At 42.8% G+C, this 16,230-nt stretch carries 14 protein-coding genes and 1 tRNA gene; 14 read left to right on the top strand and 1 reads right to left on the bottom strand.

The annotated features are described in order from the left end of the window. Nucleotides 1–70 precede the first annotated feature (70 nt). The 6 genes from HPY28_RS19395 to HPY28_RS19370 all read left to right on the top strand — a co-directional run bounded on the left by HPY28_RS19395 (nucleotide 71) and on the right by HPY28_RS19370 (nucleotide 6,242). Nucleotides 71–274 carry a hypothetical protein gene (locus HPY28_RS19395; protein WP_174231219.1) on the top strand — a complete coding sequence of 68 codons (204 nt, stop codon included), beginning with the start codon at nucleotides 71–73 and terminating at the stop codon, nucleotides 272–274. 335 nt (nucleotides 275–609) lie between these two features. Continuing rightward, the gene (locus tag HPY28_RS19390; protein WP_174231218.1) at nucleotides 610–1,110 is read left to right on the top strand and encodes a TlpA family protein disulfide reductase; all 501 of its coding nucleotides are present in this window, start codon (nucleotides 610–612) and stop codon (nucleotides 1,108–1,110) included. Nucleotides 1,111–1,115: 5 nt separating this feature from the next. Next, nucleotides 1,116–2,897, top strand: coding sequence for an ABC transporter ATP-binding protein (locus HPY28_RS19385; RefSeq protein WP_174231217.1), 1,782 nt, complete (start codon nucleotides 1,116–1,118; stop codon nucleotides 2,895–2,897). Then, nucleotides 2,897–3,454 carry a MauE/DoxX family redox-associated membrane protein gene (locus tag HPY28_RS19380; RefSeq protein ID WP_174231216.1) on the top strand — a complete coding sequence of 186 codons (558 nt, stop codon included), beginning with the start codon at nucleotides 2,897–2,899 and terminating at the stop codon, nucleotides 3,452–3,454. The genes HPY28_RS19385 and HPY28_RS19380 overlap by 1 nt, the downstream gene beginning before the upstream one ends. A gap of 168 nt (nucleotides 3,455–3,622) precedes the next feature. Next, entirely contained in the window at nucleotides 3,623–4,153 is a 531-nt protein-coding gene (locus HPY28_RS19375; protein ID WP_254613161.1) for a TlpA family protein disulfide reductase, read from the top strand. 676 nt (nucleotides 4,154–4,829) lie between these two features. Continuing rightward, nucleotides 4,830–6,242 carry an LCP family protein gene (locus HPY28_RS19370; RefSeq protein WP_174231214.1) on the top strand — a complete coding sequence of 471 codons (1,413 nt, stop codon included), beginning with the start codon at nucleotides 4,830–4,832 and terminating at the stop codon, nucleotides 6,240–6,242. 769 nt (nucleotides 6,243–7,011) lie between these two features. On the opposite strand, the gene HPY28_RS19365 is transcribed toward HPY28_RS19370, so the two are convergent. Further along, nucleotides 7,012–7,086: transfer RNA gene (locus HPY28_RS19365), tRNA-Arg, on the bottom strand. Between the two features lie 241 nt (nucleotides 7,087–7,327). Between HPY28_RS19365 and rpoN the strand changes: the two genes are divergently transcribed. From rpoN to gpmI, 8 genes are all read left to right on the top strand, one after another. Then, nucleotides 7,328–8,701 (top strand): RNA polymerase factor sigma-54, encoded by a 1,374-nt coding sequence (rpoN, locus tag HPY28_RS19360; protein WP_173623923.1) that lies wholly within the window; start codon nucleotides 7,328–7,330, stop codon nucleotides 8,699–8,701. A 5-nt stretch (nucleotides 8,702–8,706) separates the two neighbouring features. Further along, a complete protein-coding gene (locus HPY28_RS19355; RefSeq protein ID WP_174231213.1) occupies nucleotides 8,707–8,979 on the top strand; it encodes a glutaredoxin family protein in 273 nt (90 codons plus the stop codon). Between the two features lie 167 nt (nucleotides 8,980–9,146). Beyond that, nucleotides 9,147–10,172, top strand: a complete 1,026-nt coding sequence (locus tag HPY28_RS19350) for a sugar-binding transcriptional regulator (protein WP_069851529.1) — start codon at nucleotides 9,147–9,149, stop codon at nucleotides 10,170–10,172. Between the two features lie 18 nt (nucleotides 10,173–10,190). Next, complete coding sequence (locus HPY28_RS19345; RefSeq protein ID WP_173623922.1) at nucleotides 10,191–11,555, top strand: Na+/H+ antiporter NhaC family protein; 1,365 nt, start codon at nucleotides 10,191–10,193, stop codon at nucleotides 11,553–11,555. A 19-nt stretch (nucleotides 11,556–11,574) separates the two neighbouring features. Continuing rightward, nucleotides 11,575–12,579: a type I glyceraldehyde-3-phosphate dehydrogenase gene (gene gap, locus HPY28_RS19340; protein WP_007720484.1), complete on the top strand. Its 1,005-nt coding sequence runs from the start codon at nucleotides 11,575–11,577 to the stop codon at nucleotides 12,577–12,579. 99 nt (nucleotides 12,580–12,678) lie between these two features. Further along, the gene (locus HPY28_RS19335; protein WP_017251637.1) at nucleotides 12,679–13,863 is read left to right on the top strand and encodes a phosphoglycerate kinase; all 1,185 of its coding nucleotides are present in this window, start codon (nucleotides 12,679–12,681) and stop codon (nucleotides 13,861–13,863) included. Between the two features lie 21 nt (nucleotides 13,864–13,884). Then, entirely contained in the window at nucleotides 13,885–14,643 is a 759-nt protein-coding gene (gene tpiA, locus HPY28_RS19330; protein WP_017251638.1) for a triose-phosphate isomerase, read from the top strand. 12 nt (nucleotides 14,644–14,655) lie between these two features. Beyond that, the gene (gene gpmI / locus HPY28_RS19325; protein ID WP_017251639.1) at nucleotides 14,656–16,197 is read left to right on the top strand and encodes a 2,3-bisphosphoglycerate-independent phosphoglycerate mutase; all 1,542 of its coding nucleotides are present in this window, start codon (nucleotides 14,656–14,658) and stop codon (nucleotides 16,195–16,197) included. Nucleotides 16,198–16,230: the final 33 nt, after the last annotated feature.

The following is a 16,230-nucleotide window of genomic DNA, read 5'->3' as shown; positions in this document are numbered from 1 at the left end:
AGATATTGACAATAATAGGAATTGGGTTAAACTATAATAGAATACATAATCTTACAGTGGAGGTGAAAAAATGAGTATTTTACAAAAGATGATTGGTATTATGGTTGATCCAGATTGTCGAAGTACAAAAATAACTTATAAATGTAAGAGAGCAACTGCAAGTATTCCATTACAAATTTGCCCATCAAAAAAAGTAGTTTGGGAATACTATGTTGATGTTAATGATCCTTCAATGGTTTGTGATATTTATGAATCTAATCATTGTTGCGATTAGTATAAAAATTAATACGATAGAGGTGTAGATATCAATATGATCGAAAAAATTATGGGTATTCAACCTATGGCTGATCCAGATTGTCGAAGTACAAAAATGATTCCTAAATGTAAGAAACCATCTTTACGGAGTTTGTGCGTACCGAAAAGAGTGATTTATGAATATTACGTTGATAGTAATGATTCTTCAATGATTTGTGATAGCTATGAATCAGATCATTGTTGCGATTGGTAAAACCTTGTAAATAAGACAACAATAAAGGGGCTCGATAAATCGTGAATATTCACGATATATTGTGCCCCTTGCCACCTTAGCTAAAGATTTGGAGTGAAAAAATGTTATTATTTCTCCCTGTGTCTTTTTTGTTTTTACTTACAATATTGTTTACATATAGAAAAATGAGGTATCTTTCGTTTGAATTATCCAGATTGCCAAAAAAAAATGAAAAAAACATTACGAAATTTGATTCGAATAAATCATTAGCAGATATAGAGGCTATATCAAAAATACAAAAGAACGAAGTTACTATTGTAATGTTTGCGTCTCCTACTTGTGCTCCATGTCACGCCGAGCTTATTGATTTAATTCGATTAAGTCACGAACTAAATACTCCTTTTATCTGCTTAGCAGAAACAAGCGATCAAGAGGCATATCAAAATTTTATAGGTAACTTTGGTGAGGAAGCAGAAATATACCCTGCGTCAGAAGAACTGTTGGAAAAATTGGATGTAGATGCATTCCCCTCATTTTTCTTAGTGGATTCAAAAGGCAACGTATTAATTGATACTGTTTTATTAACAGTGATTGTAAAAGCAATTAATACGAAAAGGATGTAGTAAAAATGAGCAAATATTATATTATAAAATTTATTTGGGAACATGAAAAGAAGTGGGTAATATTCACTTTATTATTTAGCGCAATAAGCGGCTTAATGCCACTGTTGTTCCTAAATATTTCTAAAAACCTTATTAATGAAGTATCAAATTTAATTCAAAATATATCTCAAAATGCAACATTGATTTTCTTTCTACTGATTTTTCAACTTTTAATTACAGTTCTATTTTTGGCTTTAACTAAATGGAAGGAAGTATTTGATCGAAAATTTGAAATTCGAGTGAATCACTCCCTCCAACACAAAATATTGGAAAGAAATTCAGAAGTGCCGTATATATATTTTAACAATCAAGAATTCCATAATCGTTCTATTAAAGTGAATTTTGGGACAGGTCATCTAGTAAGCTTCGTTAAAGGATGGTTCTCTCTTATTGAAGCAATTCTTATTGTTGTCTCATTACTCATATTCTTATTTTCAATTCATTGGGCTATTGTTGTTACATGTATAATGTTCTCAATCCCATATTTGTTATTCAATTTAAAAAGTGGAAAAGAGAAATTTAACTTAGTATCAGAACAAACCCCATTAACACGAGAAATTAATTACTATAGTTATCTATTACGTGAACGATATGCTGCAAAAGAAATACGTTTATTTAACTTAGCTGATTATTTTTTGAAAAAATGGTCTACTAAATACTTAGAAAATAGTAGTTTATCAATACAGCTGTTCCGAAAACAAAAAGTCATTGAATTAGGAATAGATACATTGTTAGTGTTTTTTTACTGCGGAGTGTCATTAACTATGATTTGGTTAGCGAAAAATGGTGGACTAAGTATTGGGGAGTTCGTTGCTATTACACAAGCTATACACAGCTTTCAATCGTCTGTAAAGCGAGTATATAGCGTAATTGGATCACAATTTGAGAGTTTATTACATATTAAAGAATTTGTTAAATTTTTTGATAACGATCTAATTAAAGTACCAAATGGAACATTAGATTTTCCAGGTACGAATGATCTATCTATTAGTTTTAATAATGTGTCATTTTCGTATCCAGATAATTCAAGACTTATTCTGAAAAATATTTCACTTGAAATAGCTCCTGGAGAAAAGATAGCAATAGTTGGACATAATGGATCAGGAAAGTCAACACTAACGATGTGCCTCTCTGGATTGTTGCCTGTCACTAACGGTAGTATCTCAATCGGTGGTGAGAATATAGAAAATATTAAAAGTAATGCATTGAAAAAGAATATCTCGGTTATATTTCAAGACTTTGTTAGATACTCGTTATCTGTTAAAGAAAATATATTATTCGGAGATATAGAGTTAACCGACAATAATCGTTTAGTAGAAGCTGCTAGAATAAGTGGCGTAGATAAGTTTGTAAGCAGATTTCAGGAAAAATATGACACGTATTTAGGGAAAACATTAAAAGAAGGAGAAGATTTATCCGGTGGAGAGTGGCAAAAAATAGCAATAGCTAGGGCGATGCTGCGGGATAGTCCTATAATAATATTAGATGAGCCTACAGCTGCTCTTGATCCAATCGCAGAGATGGATATATTTGAATCTTTTAATAATATTACAAAAGGTAAAACGGTCATTTATATTTCTCATCGGATGGCTTCAACGAAATTCGCAGATCGAATTATTGTCATGAAAAACGGAGAGATTGTTGAAATTGGCACGCATCAGGAGCTAGTTAATCAGAATGGAGAATATCAAAAAATGTACGCTTCTCAAGCTGAGTGGTATCAAGAAAAAGAAATGGAGGTTGTCTAGTGGAAGAGATAACCCTTTATATGAGGAGTATTATAGGAACAATTTTCTTGACAGCAGGTTATATGAAAATTAAGAATATCGAGGAACATTCGCAAGTTATTAAAGAATATCAGCTTATTCCAAATACTTTTATACCACATGTTACTAGATTTTTAATTATCATTGAAATTATATGCGGCATTGGGTTGTATTTGGGGATGTATAAAAATTTTACATTATTTACAAGTCTTGCATTACTAGTAGTATACAGTGTAGCAATAACGATAAATCTTTTACGAGGTCGTAATGAAATATCTTGTGGCTGTGGAGGTGTTTTGGGTACACATAACCTTTCATGGAAACAAGTTATAAGAAATGGTTTTTTATTGTTATTAAGTATTTGGCTGTGGTTTCAACCATTCGTATTTGGAAATATTGAAAACGTATTAAGTGGTGGAAATTGGTTAGAGATAAATGTGATTTTGATAATTTTTATATCGTGGCTAACTTTATTAGTTATATCAATTAGTAAATCGATGTTATCAGTAAACAAGCAAAGGCAGAGGTTATTTGAATAATATTCATCTTGTTTAGACTCTATACCTGAAGTTGGTAAATTATTGAAATTGCAGTTTATGCTATATCTGGACAAAATGGATTTTACGAATAATAAAGTTTGTAAGTTTGCTAGAGAGTGATCAACTACATTTACGATTGAAAATAGGAGTGGACTAAAAGTGGGGAATATGATTATTACATCAAATGTATTACTTTGGGTAGTAGTATTTATTCAAATGGGGTTTCTTTATTATCTAGCTAAAATGGTTGCTGAATTTTTGAATCGAATTCGTTTAACGAATAGAGGAGTAACTCTTAATAGTCTTAGAGTTGGTAGTAAGGCACCTCAGTTTCGAGAAAAAGATCAATATGGGAATACGATTAAGTTGTCAGAACATAATGGTACAACATTACTTGTTTTTGCTCAAGAATCATGTGGAACATGTAAACGTATAATACCGGAATTGGGTTTAATTAGGAAGCTAAAGGACAACATTCGAATATTAGTAATATCAAAACAACCGTTAAATAGTACCCTGCAAATACCTGAAAATGTACATTATATACACTCAGCAGTAGTGTTTGAAAATTATCTAATAAGTAAAGTACCTACAGTTATGCTCGTTGATAATGATTCAACGCTAATAAGTATTAATGATATATTAACTATCGACGACTTGAAGAAAGTAATCAATGGTGAATTTTTAATGGCGACCTAAGACATAGGCGATTAACTAGAATAAATTAGATAAGTTGGAGTATTTTATTAGGGATGTGCGGTTAGAATTGGAAAAAAATATCGAAGTGGATACTCGATTTAGCCATTTGTGAATGGATGAAAAAACAGGTTTTTGCAAATACTCCTCGTGAAGCACAGTCGATTATTCACAGCGTCATGGAAACGACAAAAGAAAATAAGCTAAATGCTTTTGTCTTTTTAAAGTATCTTTTTGAAAAACTTCGACAACTATCTGATACGACAGATTCACTAACATTTGACATATTTCTTTCTTGATCACAAACGTTACCTTTGACATGTAGAGTATTTAATAAATATAGCAAAATAGTCCCTATCCTATTACAAGGTAGGGACTATTTTATGCTTATTTTAATATCATATGAGTTTAAAGTAACTCACAAAATTAAATTAAGGTATTTGGACCAATGTTCATATACTTGGGTAGAGGAGGTGAATTCTTCTACAATTAAAGACATAAATGTGATATAATACCATAGTAAGAGTGTTACCTTCTGTAGAAAATTTTATAAATTTGTCTAAACATGCGATTAAGAATAATCCTTCAGATGTGGAATCGTTAGATTAATCAGTAAAGTAACTTAATATGACCGACAAACTGTTTGTATCAGATGCTAATACTAAGGAGAATGATTACTATGCCGGAAACGGTTGTCAGATCGAGGTCTAGTACAGAGAGGAAAAAATCATCTGGCCGACGCGGAGGACTTAAACGAAATCTAATAATAGTTTGTCTGTTCGTTCTTTTTATTTTTGGTGGAGTAGCAGGTGCAGTCTATTGGAAGATTGATTCCGCATTAGAAACTGTAACAAGTTCTGAGAATTCTACCTCGTCTGTTGTGAAGACAGTAGATCCTACTTATCATTCTGATAAGTCATTTTCATTTGTCATTTTAGGTCGAGATACGCGTAAAGAAACAGGTTCTATGAACACAGATGTTATGATCGTAGCTGTTGTAAATCCAAAAACGATGAAAGTAACTATGGTTTCGATACCACGGGATACGCGGGTGAAAATCCCAGGTGACCGTGATTATGAGAAAATAAATGCTGTCTATGCAACTGGTGAAGCACTGCGTCGTAAGGCAGAACGAAATAATAAAAAACCCGAAAAAGATGGTATCTCTCTGACTAAGGAGACATTAACTCAGATGCTGGGGATACCGATTCAGCACTACGTATCGGTTGACTTTGAGGGATTTAAAGCAGTAATTGACGAGATTGGTGGAATAGAAGTTAATGTCGACAAGAGACTTATTTATGATGATCCTATGGACAATACACATATTAATTTATCTCCAGGATTACAAAAATTAAATGGAGAACAGGCGTTAGGCTATGTACGTCATCGTAAAGATAATCGTGGAGAGTTATACTACTCTAGCGACTATGATCGTAACCGTCGTCAGCAAGAAGTAATTAAGGCAGTGGTTGATAAAACCACAACGTTTGAAGGTCTGACTAAAATCTTTAATGTTATGGATATAGGTGCAAAACATATACATACGGATCTATCCAAGGAACAGATTAAAGGACTAGCATTTGACTTTAAGGGAATTAATTCTGCGTCTATTTCTGTATTGGATAACGGGGCGGATTGGAACGGACGATACACCGTACTTGCCAAAGAGAATATGGAACATATTCGTAGTGCATTTTTGACTGAAATGGGCTTAACTAAAAGCGTAGTTGCTACGCTTAGCAATGCTTCAATTCAAGGCGACTCTGATGAAAATGTAGCAAATAATAAGCAACGTAAGAGAAAAACGGCTGATTCTTATAAATCAACCAAATTAAATAATGATTTACAATCAAAGCAATCAAGTGAAGATATCAAGGTTGAGCAGCTGGAGAATCAAAATGCCACTATTTTACCTCCACCTGATATAGTTGAACCAACTAAACCTGAGTCAATAAACACTAATGTAGAGAAAGGAGTAGGTGAAAGTATCATAACGGTACCGCCAGATGTTTCTACAGATGTTTCTACAGACGTTAAGCAGGATAGAGGTGCAGAAGCTGTATCAACAGACGGGCCACCTGCGTCTTAATTGAAGTGAGTTATATTCCTATATGAAAATTTATGCACCTTTTCCGGTTAGGCATTTATAAGTATTGGGATAGCTATAGGGTTATCCCTTTCATTGTGCTCAGCAAGGGCGATAGCTATAGGGTGAAAGTCAAGAGTGGGGGTTGGCTGTACAACCGTTAGCTCAAGGCCCAAGGTTTCGGATAAGGGCAAGTTGTACCTGAACGGTAAAAGATGCTAAGTATTTTTTACTATGTAATATGGCTGAAGAGGGTATCAAAGCTAAAATCAAGGACTCTAGCATAATTCATAAATCTTATCATGAGAAACTAAGCGAGATATTAGCTTTTTTGAAAGAATCCGTTATTTGAAAGAACAAGATAAGGTCAAGAAATAAAAATTGTACAATCTCCTGAGCCATGTAGGTGATGTACGCCTGTACTGTCTCCCGTGAGATGTCCCCAACCTTCGGGTTGGGGATTTTCTGTTGCAGCCAGTCCCGAAAATAACGATACAGCTTCTTGTGATCTTGCAATGTGCGTTCGCGTAACCCCTGTGACACCTTGTAGTTAATGAAGCGCTCGAATAGCTCATCAATGGTCACTATACGATCATTCTCCGTTGTATTTGATCGTTTCGGATAAGACTCTTGCCTTTACGCCTATCCATTGAAATCCCCTTTCCGAAATAGGGGCAGCAGTCTACATCACCTAGTCGCCGCTGTAGATAAACGAAAAGAAGCGACCCCTCGATGACCGAGAAATCGCTTCGTGACGCTTTGATTGCAATTATGGTACGCCTGAAGGGAATCGAACCCCCGCACATGGTTCCGGAGACCATTGCTCTATCCACTGAGCTACAGGCGTATATTGTGACGACAACTTTTATTATAGAACATCGGGAATCTCAATGCAAACGAAAAAAGTAGTTCAACAGAAAAAACTAGCGATAAGGTAAGCGAGAGTGAAAAAGTCCTTAGGTGAAGATCTTTCGACGTTTTTTGTGTTCTGCTTCATCAATTTGGCAGGAAAATTGCATGAGAGAACGAATATAATGAAAATAAAGAGTCATCGAGCAGCATGAGCAAGTGCGAAGGAGGCGGGCTTCATGAACATGGGATTGGGGTTATTTCAAGAACAAACACTGAAATTAGTGATGACGCCGGAATTACGCCAAGCGATTACCATATTGCAGTATTCAGCCATTGATCTCATCTCCTATTTGCAGGATCAGGCCAATGAAAATCCTGTTTTTGACCTTGAAGTTGCTGGAGAAGTCGCTTCTGCAAAAGCAGAGAAACCAGCTCCTGAGATTGACTGGAAAGAAATTGTGGGCAATCGCGCGACAGGTGAGTACGGTTCGTTGAAAAATGAAAGCACTTACAATCCGTTGGATTACGTCCAGCAAGGTGCGGAGACGCTGTACGAACATCTGGAGCGTCAACTCGGCTATGTAAAAGGATTCTCGTCGCTGCAAAAACAGATCGCTCTCTTTTTGATCGGGAATCTGGATGAAAAGGGGTATTTGGAAATTACACTGGAGGAAGCGAGTACGCGCCTAGGTGCTGAAATGCTGGAGATTGAGGACGTGTTGTCCGTCTTGCAGCATTTTGATCCAGTAGGCGTAGCTTCACGCAGCCTAGAAGAATGTCTTTTGCTGCAGCTCGAGCATTTGGCACTCGATGATGAAAAGATCGTTCAGGTCGTTCGCAACCACCTGCAAGATTTGGCGGACAATCGCTATCAGCGGATTGCAGACAAAATCGGGTGTACACCGCAAGAGGTACAGGCGATGGCAGACTTGATCCGTACGCTGAATCCGCGTCCAGGGGCGGCCTTTTCCGCAGTAGACACAAGATATGTCATTCCAGATGTGACGGTAGAGAAGGTCGGGAATGATTATGTAGTATTGGTCAATGATGTTGCTGCACCGCGGCTGAAAATCAACAGCTTCTATGAAAAGATGCTGAGCCAGCAAAAAAGTCAGGATGAAGCCAAGCAGTTCATTCACGATAAGCTGAATGCTGCCATGTGGCTGGCAAAAAGTCTGGAGCAGCGCCGCCTGACGCTCATGCGAGTAACTCAGGCCATCCTCGATATGCAACGGGAGTTTTTTGATCGGGGGATTCATTACTTAAAGCCCATGACACAAAAGGAAATAGCAGAGCGGGTCAGCCTGCATGAATCGACGATTAGTCGGGCAACCAGCAACAAATACGTCCAGACACCGCGTGGAATCTTTGAACTGAAGTATTTCTTTACGTCAGCACTCTCTACTTCCAGCGGGGAAGTGACTTCGTCTGAGAGTGTTAAGCGCAGAATCAAAGCACTGATCGAACAAGAAGATCGGAAGTCTCCGTTATCTGATCAAAAGCTGGGTGAGATGCTGCTTACAGAGGGGATTGAAATCTCCCGCCGCACGGTTGCCAAGTACCGGGAAGAAATGCTGATCCCATCGTCAGCTAAACGAAAGAGGTTTTAACGGGCATGAATGAAGAAACGTTTGAAATTGTCTTGTACGGGAGAAAAAAATGTCATTTGTGCGACGAGGTGGAGCTCTACATCCGCAGTTTGGCGGAGGAGTTCCCCCTTCGTATGCGCATGGTTGATATTGAAAGTGATCCGGTCTTGCATGAAGAAATGATGTTTGTCATTCCAGTAGTCGAGATTGATGGAGAAATCGTGTTTCGTTCCATTACACATGTGGTGACGCTAGAGGAGCTGCGAGACGAATTACATAGACGTGCCGCTCGGTCATGAGTGGCACTTTTTTATAGGGACTCGGGGGAACTTGCAAGATATTGTTAAATATGATACATTCAAGTTGTAGCAAGTGATCTTTTTTTTGCACCAAGCGGGACAAAAAATGTATATACAGGGACATTTAACGTCCCGATCAACAATTTGTAACCAAGGAAGAAGGCAAAATGCGACGTTTACTGGAACTGCAACAAAAATTGTTGCCTGACTTGATTCAGGTTTTGCGTCAGCGGTACATGTTGCTCCGATCCATCTATCATTTGCAGCCGATTGGCAGAAGAGGTCTAGCTCAAGCCATGGATACTACTGAGCGTATTTTGCGGGCAGAAGTGGAACTGCTAAAAGAGACGGGGCTCCTTCATGTAACGGCTGCGGGAATGAGCCTGAGTGAAGAAGGGCAACAAGTCTTGGACGACATGGAGCCTCTCGTAGGAGACCTATTCGGCCTTACTGACTTGGCGGAACGCCTGCAAAAAAAGCTGGGCATATCAGAAGTGATTGTGGTGCAGGGCAATGCAGACCAATCGCCTTGGGTAAAGGAAGAGCTGGGACGGGTAGGGGCAAGGGTACTCAAACAGGTCGTGCAAGAAGGAGACATTGTAGCGGTAACAGGTGGTTCATCCATCGCCAGCGTAGCAAGTCATCTGACGCCTTCTGCTTCGTTCAAAAACGTTCAGTTTGTCCCTGCTCGCGGTGGACTGGGAGAACGCGTAGAGCTACAAGCGAATACGCTCGCTTCCGCCATGGCAGCGAAAACAGGTGCTTCTTATCGGCTTCTTCACGTACCGGATCGCCTCCATCCAGAAGCCTTGCAGACATTGGTCAAAGAGCCGCAAGTGCAAGATGTGCTGTCGCTCTTGGGCGAGACTCGAATCGTTTTGCATGGAATCGGGGATGCCGTCACGATGGCGAGAAGGCGGAATTATTCGGAGGAAGAGCTCGCAGAATTAGTGGAGACGGGTGCTGTATCAGAAGCATTCGGTTACTACTTTAATGAAGCGGGAGAAACGGTCCACAGAATGCCGACAATTGGTTTACAGCTAGAGGAAGTGCACAAGGCAGAAACCGTGCTCTCCATTGCGGGGGGCGAAAGCAAGGCAAAAGCGATTCTTTCCTTTGCTAAGCAATCGTGTCAGAATGTACTCATTACGGACGAAGGGGCAGCTTACACGCTGTTGTCCGCACGATTGTAACGGAAGGAAGTCGGTCGCATGTCTATCACATCGGTAACACCCATCTTGGCAATGATCGCTGGCATCATTTTGAGCCTATCGCTCGGTTTTCCGATCGCATGGGGGATTGTTTTTGCGATCTTGGTCACACTGGTTAGTGTAAAAAGATTGGGTTATCCGTGGAAGCAGCAGTTCGTGTTTGGCTGGGAAGGTGTCCAAAAGGCAAAGCCCGTCCTTACGATTCTGTTTTTAGTAGGACTCTTGATTCCGCTTTTAATGATGGGAGGAACTATACCCGCCATCATTTACTACGGATTGTCGATTGTGAATGTCGAGTATTTGTTCGTTCTCTCTTTTCTGTTGACCACAGGCGTCAGTTATTTATTGGGTACATCAATCGGTACGCTGAGTACGATTGGGCTGTCTCTGATGGGCATCGCACACGCAGCAGGGATATCACCTGCGATCGTAGGAGGTGCGCTCATCTCTGGAGCGATGGTGGGGGAACGTTTCTCACCGATATCCAGCAGTCGTTTACTGGTGCTTTCCAATGTCGGTATGACAGAAGAGCAGGAAAGAAGAATACGGCGTCCTGCTTTGCTTACGGTAGCGATTTGCGCGTTACTTTTCCTGATTCTTGATCTGTTTCGACCTCAGGCGAGCTCGACGGATACCATTCAAATGTACCAGGAGCTGTTAGTCAGTCATTTTTCTGTACATTGGCTACTCATGCTGCCTCTCGTCGTGTTAATTGCATCTTTCGCACTGAGAGTAAAAGCTGTGAAGGCATTGTTTTACGGTATCGGAGCCAGTGCGATTCTAGTCGGGATCAATGGGAATTTGGATGTGAAGACGTTTTTTACATCGATGCTAGTTGGATTTGAGCTTCATTCAGGAACGCCGCTGGATCAACTGGTCCATGGGGGCGGGATGTTCGCCATATTCAGTGTTCTGGCGTTAATCATTCTCGCAGGCTTTTTAAACGGCATTTTGAACAGAGCCAATTTATTAACCCCCATCGTAGACAAAATGATGGGCCATACAAAAAATAAGACGGTATTGGTAGCGAAGGCAGCGGCATTATCGCTGTTAGTGGTCATCATCAGCTGTAATCAAACCATTCCAATATTGGTTCTCGGCTCTACTCTTCTCGGACGGTTCTCCCAATGGGAGGGAGGGCGCGAGCTGTTGGGCAAGACGATGCTGGACTCCACAGTTGTCATGCCTGTACTGATCCCGTGGAACGGTCTATCGATGATGATGGCACTCACGTTAGGTGTTTCGACGATCCAGACATTGCCCTTTGTGTTTTTTCCAATCTTATTACCGATTGTGACGATATTATCGACCCGCTGTTTTTCGCCAGAGGGCAGGTTTCTCGCGATGAAAAATAAAGCTAGCTAATGAGCAGGAGGTATACATTATGGTAAAAGTAGGTATTAACGGATTTGGTCGTATCGGTCGTAACGTATTTCGTGCAGCACTGAACAATCCGAATGTAGAAATCGTGGCGGTCAATGACCTGACAGATGCACACACACTGGCTCACCTTTTGAAATATGACACCGTTCATGGTGTTCTGAACGTGAGCGTTGAAGCTTCCGAAAACACGCTCATCGTTGACGGCAAAGAAATCAAGGTGTTGGCAGAGCGCGACCCAGCTCAACTCAAATGGGCAGATTACGGTGTTGAAATTGTAGTGGAATCGACTGGACGCTTCACGAAGCGCGAAGATGCAGCGAAGCACCTGGAAGGTGGCGCGAAAAAAGTCATCATCTCCGCTCCAGCAACAAACGAAGACATTACAGTCGTAATCGGTGTAAACGAAGACAAGTACGATCCAGCTCAACACACTGTGATCTCCAACGCATCCTGCACAACGAACTGCTTGGCGCCTTATGCGAAGGTTCTCAATGAAAAATTCGGTATCGTACGCGGATTGATGACAACCGTTCACTCTTACACCAATGACCAACAAATTCTCGACCTGCCGCACAAAGATTTGCGCCGTGCCCGTGCAGCTGCGGAGAACATCATTCCAACCTCTACAGGAGCGGCAAAAGCGGTAGCACTCGTACTGCCTGAGCTGAAAGGCAAGCTGAATGGTTTCGCAATGCGCGTACCAACTCCAAACGTATCCGTAGTAGACTTGGTAGTTGAGTTGAAGACTGATGCAACTGTTGAAGAAATCAACAACGCTCTGAAAGAAGCGGCAGAAGGCCCACTCAAAGGCATTCTCGGCTACTCCGAAGAGCCACTCGTATCGTCTGATTACAATGGAAACCCTGCATCCTCCACAATTGATGCTTTGTCTACAATGGTACTGGAAGGAAACATGGTGAAAGTCGTTTCCTGGTACGATAACGAGTGGGGTTACTCCAATCGTGTCGTAGACTTGTGTCATTATGTTGCACAGCGCGGCTTCTAACACGTAAAATAGAACTGTTGTGGAAAAAAAGGGAGAGCAATCTCCCTTTTCCCATATCTTTTTTCCGAATAAAAAGCCAATGATTTGGGAGGATCGTTCATGAACAAGAAATCTATCCGCGATGTTGAGCTGGCAGGCAAGCGCGTATTCTGCCGCGTCGACTTTAACGTGCCGATGCAGGACGGGGTAATCACCGACGATACACGCATTCGTGCTGCTGTACCAACCATCCGTTTCATGATGGGGGCAGGAGCCAAAGTAATCCTGGCGAGCCATTTTGGGCGTCCTAAAGGCCAAGTAGTGGAAGAGATGCGTCTTACTCCTGTCGCGGCACATCTATCCTCGCTCTTGAGCAAGGACGTGCGTAAGCTGGAGGATTGCCATGGTGCTGACGTAGAAGCGGCAGTAGAACGGATGGAGTCTGGCGACGTCATCCTGTTGGAAAACGTGCGCTTCCATGCGGGAGAAGAAAAGAACGATCCAGAACTGGCAAAAAGCTTTGCGGCCTTGGCTGATCTGTTTGTCAATGATGCATTCGGGACAGCTCACCGGGCACATGCTTCTACAGCGGGAATCGCTGAGTACATACCAGCAGTTGCAGGCTTGTTGATGGAGAAGGAGATTCGCTTCATGGGCGGAGCCTTGTCCAATCCGGAGCGTCCGTTTACAGCGATTGTCGGCGGTGCAAAAGTAAAAGATAAGATTGCTGTCATTGAAAATTTGTTGACCAAAGTCGATCACCTGATTATCGGCGGCGGTATGGCGAATACATTCCTCAAAGCACAGGGTTACGGTATTGGTGCTTCTCTGTGTGAAGACGACAAGCTCGACCTCGCACGTACGTTGATGGATCAGGCGAAAGAGCGCGGTGTTCAATTGCTGATGCCAGTTGATGTTGTGGTAGCTGACCGTTTTGCGGCAGATGCCGAGAAGAAGGTCGTAGCAATTGATGCGATTCCAGAGGGCTGGATGGCACTCGATATTGGGCCAAAAACAGTAGAGCAGTACCACAGCGTCATTGTAGAATCCAAAACAGTGGTGTGGAACGGTCCGATGGGCGTATTTGAAATGGATGCTTTTGCAGGCGGCACGATTGGTGTAGCCAAGGCGATGGCAGCATGCAGCGGTACGACCATCATCGGTGGTGGGGATTCCGTAGCAGCTGTGGAGAAAGCAGGCGTTGCCGAGCAGATGACACACATTTCTACAGGCGGCGGAGCGTCTCTGGAATTCATGGAAGGCAAGGAACTGCCAGGCGTAGCTGTGTTGGCAGATAATCAATAAGAGCGAAGAGGGGGAGTTTGCATGCGAACACCAATTATCGCGGGGAACTGGAAGATGTTCAAGACGATGGCCGAGGCAAGAGCATTTGCGCAGGATGCCAAGGCAGGCAACCATACTTCCGGGGTACAAAAAGTCATTTGCGCACCATTTACAGCGTTGGCTGCACTTAAGGAAGAACTGGCGGGCACGGATATTGCCATCGGCGCGCAAAACATGCATTTTGAAGAGCAAGGTGCTTATACAGGTGAAATCAGCGCGTCTATGCTGAAAGAAATCGGTGTGGAGTACGTGATCCTTGGTCACTCCGAGCGCCGTCAATATTTCAATGAAACAGATGAGACCGTGAACAAAAAGGTTGTAGCCGCATTAGCAGCAGGTCTCGTACCGATTGTGTGCGTAGGCGAGAGTCTGGAGCAGCGGGAAGCGGGCGAGACAGCTGACGTCGTTCGTACGCAGACAGAAGGTGCCTTTGCTGGAGTGGACGCTGCACAAGTGGCAGATACCGTTATTGCATACGAGCCGATTTGGGCGATTGGCACAGGCAAGTCTTCCACGGCAGAGGATGCCAATGAAACGATTGCCATTATTCGTAGCGTAATCGGTGAACGCTTCGGACAAGCGACAGCTGAAAAAGTGCGCATTCAATACGGCGGAAGCGTAAAGCCGGAAAACATCGCAAGCTACATGTCACAGCCGGATATCGACGGAGCATTGGTCGGTGGAGCGAGTCTTGTAGCGGACAGTTACTTGCAGCTAGTGGCAGGAGCTACGTCGCGATAGGAGGAGAAAGCAATGGCACAAAGACCAAAACCGGTTGCCCTTTTGATTGTAGATGGTTTTGCTCTGCGTAACGAGACGCATGGAAACGCAGTAGCACAAGCCAACAAGCCGAATTTCGACCGTTACTGGAACCAATACCCTCACGCGACACTGGAGGCAAGCGGGCTGGCTGTTGGGCTGCCAGAAGGACAGATGGGGAACTCCGAAGTAGGCCATCTCAATATCGGCGCAGGGCGTGTTGTTTATCAGGATTTGACGCGCATTACCAAGTCGATTCAAGAAGGCGCCTTTTTTGAAAACGAAACACTGATCGCTGCTTTCCAGCACGCGAAGCAAAACGGCAAGCAGCTTCATCTGTTCGGGCTTTTGTCCGATGGTGGTGTACACAGTCACATTAACCACCTGTTTGCAATGCTAGAGTTGGCGAAAAAGCAGGACTTTGCGGATGTGTTCATCCACGGTTTCCTCGATGGTCGCGATGTATCGCCTGACAGTGCAGTGGGATATATCGAACAGTTGCAAGCCAAAATCGCAGAGATCGGCGTTGGTCGCATTGCTACCGTACAAGGTCGCTACTACGCGATGGATCGGGACAAACGCTGGGAGCGCGTAGAGAAGGCGTATCGTGCCATGGTGTACGCAGATGCTCCGGCTTATCGTGATCCGGTTCAAGCAGTGAAAGAATCCTACGAAAAGTCCATTATGGATGAGTTCGTCATGCCAACCGTGATTCTCGATGAGGCAGGAAAACCAGTGACGACCGTTCAAAGCGGCGATTCGGTTATTTTTTATAATTTCCGCCCGGATCGTGCGATTCAAATGTCGCAAGCCTTTACGAATGAAGATTTCCGTGGCTTTGACCGCGGAGATGAGCGTCCACGCGATCTGCATTTTGTGTGCCTGACGCATTTTTCCGAGACAGTTGACGGGTATGTCGCTTACAAGCCTTCCAATCTGGATAACACGCTGGGAGAGGTGCTTTCCCAGCAAGGCTTGAAGCAGTTGCGCATTGCCGAGACGGAGAAATATCCGCATGTGACGTTCTTCTTCAGTGGCGGGCGTGAAAAGGAGTTTCCAGGTGAGACGCGTATCTTGATTCCTTCGCCAAAAGTGGCGACGTACGACCTGCAGCCGGAGATGAGTGCACCAGAGCTGACAGACGCAGTTGTGGCTGAGATCGAGGCGGAAAATTTTGATGCGATCATCCTGAACTTTGCCAACTGCGACATGGTTGGTCATTCCGGTATGATGGAGCCAACGATCAAAGCAGTCGAGACGGTCGATGCATGCTTGGGCCGAGTGGTCGATGCCATCGTAGCAAAAGGCGGCGTAGCCGTCATCACAGCTGACCACGGCAACGCGGATCTGATGCTGGATGAAGCGGGACGTCCGATTACTTCACACAGTACGTATCCGGTGCCTGTAATCGTGACTAAAGACGGGGCTGCTCTGCGCGAAGACGGTATTTTGGCCGACTTGTCCCCAACGCTTTTAGAGCTTTTGGGGGTAGCGCAACCGGTTGAAATGACAGGCAAATCGTTACTTGCAAAATAGACTTTACTGGGACACACTGTAAGGGTAGCTTGG

The organism is Brevibacillus sp. HB1.2, assembly GCF_013332495.1.
Lineage (GTDB): Bacteria > Bacillota > Bacilli > Brevibacillales > Brevibacillaceae > Brevibacillus > Brevibacillus porteri.
This window is presented reverse-complemented; position numbering and strand designations above follow the sequence as displayed.

Bases quoted from the DNA above. Each gene is read 5' to 3' on its own strand.
- gpmI (WP_017251639.1), top strand. From the start codon at position 14,656: ATGGCACAAAGACCAAAACCGGTTGCCCTTTTGATTGTAGATGGTTTT.
- HPY28_RS19395 (WP_174231219.1), top strand. From the start codon at position 71: ATGAGTATTTTACAAAAGATGATTGGTATTATGGTTGATCCAGATTGT.
- HPY28_RS19345 (WP_173623922.1), top strand. From the start codon at position 10,191: ATGTCTATCACATCGGTAACACCCATCTTGGCAATGATCGCTGGCATC.
- HPY28_RS19355 (WP_174231213.1), top strand. From the start codon at position 8,707: ATGAATGAAGAAACGTTTGAAATTGTCTTGTACGGGAGAAAAAAATGT.
- HPY28_RS19350 (WP_069851529.1), top strand. From the start codon at position 9,147: ATGCGACGTTTACTGGAACTGCAACAAAAATTGTTGCCTGACTTGATT.
- HPY28_RS19370 (WP_174231214.1), top strand. From the start codon at position 4,830: ATGCCGGAAACGGTTGTCAGATCGAGGTCTAGTACAGAGAGGAAAAAA.
- HPY28_RS19385 (WP_174231217.1), top strand. From the start codon at position 1,116: ATGAGCAAATATTATATTATAAAATTTATTTGGGAACATGAAAAGAAG.
- rpoN (WP_173623923.1), top strand. From the start codon at position 7,328: ATGAACATGGGATTGGGGTTATTTCAAGAACAAACACTGAAATTAGTG.
- HPY28_RS19390 (WP_174231218.1), top strand. From the start codon at position 610: ATGTTATTATTTCTCCCTGTGTCTTTTTTGTTTTTACTTACAATATTG.
- gap (WP_007720484.1), top strand. From the start codon at position 11,575: ATGGTAAAAGTAGGTATTAACGGATTTGGTCGTATCGGTCGTAACGTA.
- HPY28_RS19335 (WP_017251637.1), top strand. From the start codon at position 12,679: ATGAACAAGAAATCTATCCGCGATGTTGAGCTGGCAGGCAAGCGCGTA.
- tpiA (WP_017251638.1), top strand. From the start codon at position 13,885: ATGCGAACACCAATTATCGCGGGGAACTGGAAGATGTTCAAGACGATG.
- HPY28_RS19375 (WP_254613161.1), top strand. From the start codon at position 3,623: ATGATTATTACATCAAATGTATTACTTTGGGTAGTAGTATTTATTCAA.